4 protein-coding genes and 1 pseudogene are annotated in these 4,359 nt (G+C 73.0%); all 5 read left to right on the plus strand.

All coding sequences use genetic code 11. The features are described 5' to 3' along the window. The first annotated feature begins 295 nt into the window (after positions 1-295). On the plus strand, positions 296-1,822 hold the full coding sequence (locus tag JGS39_RS37755) for a phage tail sheath family protein (protein WP_219574295.1): 1,527 nt from the start codon (positions 296-298) through the stop codon (positions 1,820-1,822). Positions 1,823-1,890: 68 nt separating this feature from the next. Next, positions 1,891-2,331, plus strand: coding sequence for a phage tail protein (locus JGS39_RS37760; RefSeq protein WP_124720830.1), 441 nt, complete (start codon positions 1,891-1,893; stop codon positions 2,329-2,331). After that, a complete protein-coding gene (locus JGS39_RS37765; RefSeq protein ID WP_219574296.1) occupies positions 2,328-2,822 on the plus strand; it encodes a hypothetical protein in 495 nt (164 codons plus the stop codon). The genes JGS39_RS37760 and JGS39_RS37765 overlap by 4 nt, the downstream gene beginning before the upstream one ends. Next, complete coding sequence (locus JGS39_RS37770) at positions 2,819-2,977, plus strand: DUF6760 family protein (RefSeq protein WP_018553076.1); 159 nt, start codon at positions 2,819-2,821, stop codon at positions 2,975-2,977. The genes JGS39_RS37765 and JGS39_RS37770 overlap by 4 nt, the downstream gene beginning before the upstream one ends. A 4-nt stretch (positions 2,978-2,981) precedes the next feature. Beyond that, positions 2,982-4,359: pseudogene (locus tag JGS39_RS37775) on the plus strand (hypothetical protein); the annotation flags it as partial.

Consider the following 4,359-nt stretch of genomic DNA (forward strand, 5'->3'; position numbering starts at 1 on the left):
CGAGTTAAATCTCAGTAACCCTCGCGGCGCGGGCTCGGGCGCAGGGATTCCGAGCGAAATATTTCGGTCGCGGAATGTGAGAAGGACCTCCCTCGGCTTCCCGGGCCTCCGCGGGCCTCCCCGGGTCTGCCGGGCCTCCCGGGATCCACCTGGCCTCCGCAGGCCTCCCCGGGCGTCCGGGGTGCCTGGGAAGGCAGTCGCCCTGCCCCGTGGCCAGGACTTTGAGGCCTACATCCCGCAGACACCCCCGGGCAAGACTGAACAAGCGAACGACTGACCACCCGAAGGAGCGAGCATGCCGTCGTACCTCACCCCAGGTGTATACGTGGAGGAGGTGCAGTCCGGAGCACGGCCCATCGAGGGAGTCGGCACCGCGGTCGCCGCCTTCGTCGGGTTCGCGGAGACGGGCCCCTTCCACCGGCCGACGCTGGTGACGAGCTGGGACCAGTACGTATCGGCCTTCGGCACCTTCACGCCGGACACCTACCTGACGCTCGCCGTCCACGGTTACTTCAGCAACGGTGGCGGCGCGGCGTACATCGTCCGCATCGGCGGCCCGGCCGAGGACGCACCGCAGGGCTCCGCGCCCGCGGCGGCCCCGCCCGTCGCCCTCGGCGGCTTCCTGGTCTCCGCCCGGCCGGGCGCCGGTGACGGCATCTCCATCGAGGTCGCCGACCCCGAGGGCGAGAACCCTCCGGAGGACCGGTTCCGGCTGCTGGTGCGTCAGGGCGGCAAGGTGGCGGAGACGTACGACACCTCCGTCCGCAAGAACGTCAAGGGCTATCTCGTCACCCAGGCCCGGCAGTCCAAGCTCGTCGAGGTCACCGAACAGCCCGGTGCGGCGCAGACCCGCCCCGAGAACCAGAGCCTCTCCCTCTCGCCCGCCGCCCCGGCCGCCGGGGGCACCGTCCGGAGCGGTCCGAGCGAGTACGTGGGCGACGCGTCGGCCCGTACGGGCATCGCGGCCCTTGAGGCGATCGACGAGATCACCATGATCGCCGTCCCGGACCTGATGAGCGCCCACCGCCGCGGCGACATCGACGACGAGGGCGTCAGGGCCGTGCAGCTGGCCGTCATCGCGCACTGTGAGCAGATGGGCGACCGGGTCGCCGTCCTGGACACCCCGCCGGGGATGAACGCCCAGCGCGTCCGCGCCTGGCGCAACGACGACGCCGGATACGACTCGCGCTACGCGACCGTGTACTACCCCTGGCTCAAGGTCCTCGACCCGGCCACCGGCCAGCAGACCCTGATCCCGCCGAGCGGCCACGTCGCCGGCGTCTGGGCGCGCAGCGACGGCGAGCGCGGGGTGCACAAGGCGCCCGCCAACGAGGTCATCCGCGGGGCGCTGGACCTGGAACTGCGCCTGAGCAAGGGCGAGCAGGACCTGCTCAACCCGATCGGCGTCAACTGCGTCCGCGCCTTCCCCGGCCGCGGCATCCGCATCTGGGGCGCACGCACGCTCTCGTCCGACCCAGCCTGGCGCTACCTGAACGTGCGCCGGCTCTTCAACTACCTGGAGGAGTCCATCCTCCTGGGCACCCAGTGGGTCGTCTTCGAGCCGAACGACGACCGCCTCTGGTCGAGCATCCGCCGCAACGTCACCGCCTTCCTCACCGAGGAATGGCGCCGGGGCGCGCTCTTCGGCCGGACGGCGGAGGAGGCCTTCTACGTCAAGTGCGACCGCGACAACAACCCGCAGGAGTCCATCGACCTCGGCCAGGTCGTCTGCGAGATCGGTGTCGCCCCGGTGAAGCCCGCGGAGTTCGTGATCTTCCGCCTCGCGCAGTTCTCGGACAGCACCAGCCTCGTCGACGAGTGACCCGCACCCGCCGTCCCCGGCGCGGAGCGACCCCCGCAGGCAACGAAAAGAACAGGTGACACACAGTCATGGCAGAGGGCGATGCTCTTTCCACCCACGTCTTCGGCGTGCAGCTCGGCGGCTATCTCGTGGAGTCGATCCAGGAGATCAGCGGGCTGACCGTCGAGGAAGAAGTCGTCGAGGTCCGCCAGGTGACCGCCGAGGGCAAGCAGATCATCCGCAAGCAGCCCGGTGCGCGCCAGGCCGGCGAGGTGACGATCACCCGCGGGCTCGACAAGAGCAGCGAGTTCACCAAGTGGATCAAGGAGACGCTCAACAACGGAGCCGTCGACACCGCACGCCAGAACCTCACCATCGAGATCAAGGACTCGAAGGGTGAGACCGTCCGCCGCATCCAGCTGATGCAGGGCTGGGCCAGCAAGTGGGAGGGCCCCTCGCTGAAGGCCGGCGAGTCCAGCGCGGCGACGGAGACGGTCACCATCACCTTCGAGGAGATCGTGGTCGAATGAGGCGCAGGACCGTTTCCGGCGGCGGCCTCGACGAGGTCCTCGACAGCCTCGCCGCCGCCGCACCCGCCCCGCGCGAGGAAGCTCCGACGCCTCCTCCCGCCCGGGAGCGGGACCGCCAGGACCTGCGTACGGAGTTCGAGTTCGAGCTCCCGCGCGGATACGTCGACGACGAGGGCCAGGTCCACCGGAGCGGGTCGATGCGGCTCGCGACGGCACGGGACGAGCTGCGCCCGCAGATCGACCTGCGCGTCAAGGAGAACCCCGCGTACCTGAGCGTGGTGCTGCTCAGCCAGGTCATCACCCGGCTCGGCACCGTCACCGACGTGCACGCCGGGGTGGTCGAGCGGATGTACGCCACCGACGTGGCGTTCCTCCAGGACTTCTACCGCCGCATCAACAGCGAGGGCCACACCCACGCCGCGGTGACGTGCCCGCTGTGCCACGGGTCGTTCGAGGTGGACCTCTCGGGTGAACGCCTGGGGGAATCGTGACGTACGCGCCTTCCCGGCTGCGGGAGGAGCTCGCGTACATCGCCTACCACTTCCACTGGCAGCGTGAGGAAATCCTCGACCTCACCCATGGTGAGCGGCAGGAGTGGGTGAGGGAGATAGCGCGGATCAACACCCGCGTCAACGAAAGCGGGTGAGGGCGTGGAGTTCAGGGACTGGTTCCGCAGGGGGGACCGGCGGCAGGCCGACGCCCCCGTCCCCGGGGCGTCCGGCGACGGCGCCCCGGCCGCGGGTCCCGAGCCTTCGCAGGACGACGGCCGGCCGGTGAGCCGGGAGACGGACTGGGACGGCGGCTGGCGGCGGGTCGCGCCACCCGCCGTGACCGTCGCCCGGTCCTCGATCGGGGTGAGCGACGGACTGCGCTTCAGGTCCCGGCTCGCCTCGTGGCAGAACATCGCGTACGGAGGCGAGCTCGGCCACGCCGTCCTGCCGTCCGCACCGGTGGGCCTCATCCACGGTGTCACGCGGCCGGGCACCGCCCGTCCCGCGGCCGGCGGAACACCCCTGCTCCTGCGCGCCGCCGCCGTCCAGCCGGAGCCGGAGCGGTCGCCGGGACAGCCCACGTCGACCGTCACCCCGGGCCGGGCGTCCGACGCCGGGCGGCGGCGGGGCGGACAGCCTGGTGCCGGCACCGGATCCGCTGCTGGTGCTGCTGCTGGTGCTGGTCCGCGTGCCGCGACCGTCCGGGCCGGGTCGGACCCGGCGCCCGTGGTCCGGGCTCCGGCGGCTTCCGTGGCCGATGTCCAGCGGTCGGCCGCTCCGGTGACCCGGGCGGCCTCGGACGACACCGCACCCGCCACCGTCACGCGGCCCGCCCCGGTCCGCCCGCGCCGCACCGCGCCGGCTCTGATCGTCGCCCGTCGGCCGGTGGCGGCTCCGCGTCGTCTCGCGGCCTTCGTGACGCCAGGAACCACCGTGCCGTCCAGCCCTGTTGGCCCGACGGCCGGACCCGGTGCGACGAGCGGCCGGGCTGAACGAACGGCCGGACCCGGTGCGACGGGAACCCACCGCCCGGATGCCGGGGAGCGCCTGCCCGCCGCCGCCCCGCCGGAACGCGCCCCGGACCTGGCGTCTGCCGCGCATCCCGTACGGCCTGCCCTGGGCAAGCCCCTGCGGGAACTGCCCACGCATGCGGCCCCCTTCGCCCTGCCCGGCCGGGCCGGGAGCGAATCCCCGGGCCCAGCGGCACCGCAAGGCCCTGCCCTGCCCGTGGTCCAGCGGCAGGCGGAGGGAACGGCCACGCCCGCGACCGCTTCCCGCGTGACCGCTTCCCCCACGACCGCTTCCCCCGCTCCGGCGGCGCCCTCGGCAGAGCGGCCCCGGCAGACGGCTGAACGCCGGTCGACCCAGCGTCAGTCGGCTGAACGCCCGGTTGCTGAACGCCGACGCCCGACGCCCGGGACGGCCCCGACTCCGGGGGCGGCCCCGACCTCCGGGACGGACCGGGCGGCCGGGCCCTCCGCCGCCCGGGCCGGCACCCCCGCTCCTCCGGGCCCCGCGCCCTCCGTCCGGCCCGGGC

This window comes from Streptomyces poriferorum, assembly GCF_019399235.1.
Classification (GTDB): Bacteria; Actinomycetota; Actinomycetes; order Streptomycetales; family Streptomycetaceae; genus Streptomyces; species Streptomyces poriferorum.

Coding starts and splice junctions, on each gene's coding strand:
- JGS39_RS37755 (WP_219574295.1), top strand. CDS start 296: ATGCCGTCGTACCTCACCCCAGGTGTATACGTGGAGGAGGTGCAGTCC.
- JGS39_RS37765 (WP_219574296.1), top strand. CDS start 2,328: ATGAGGCGCAGGACCGTTTCCGGCGGCGGCCTCGACGAGGTCCTCGAC.
- JGS39_RS37760 (WP_124720830.1), top strand. CDS start 1,891: ATGGCAGAGGGCGATGCTCTTTCCACCCACGTCTTCGGCGTGCAGCTC.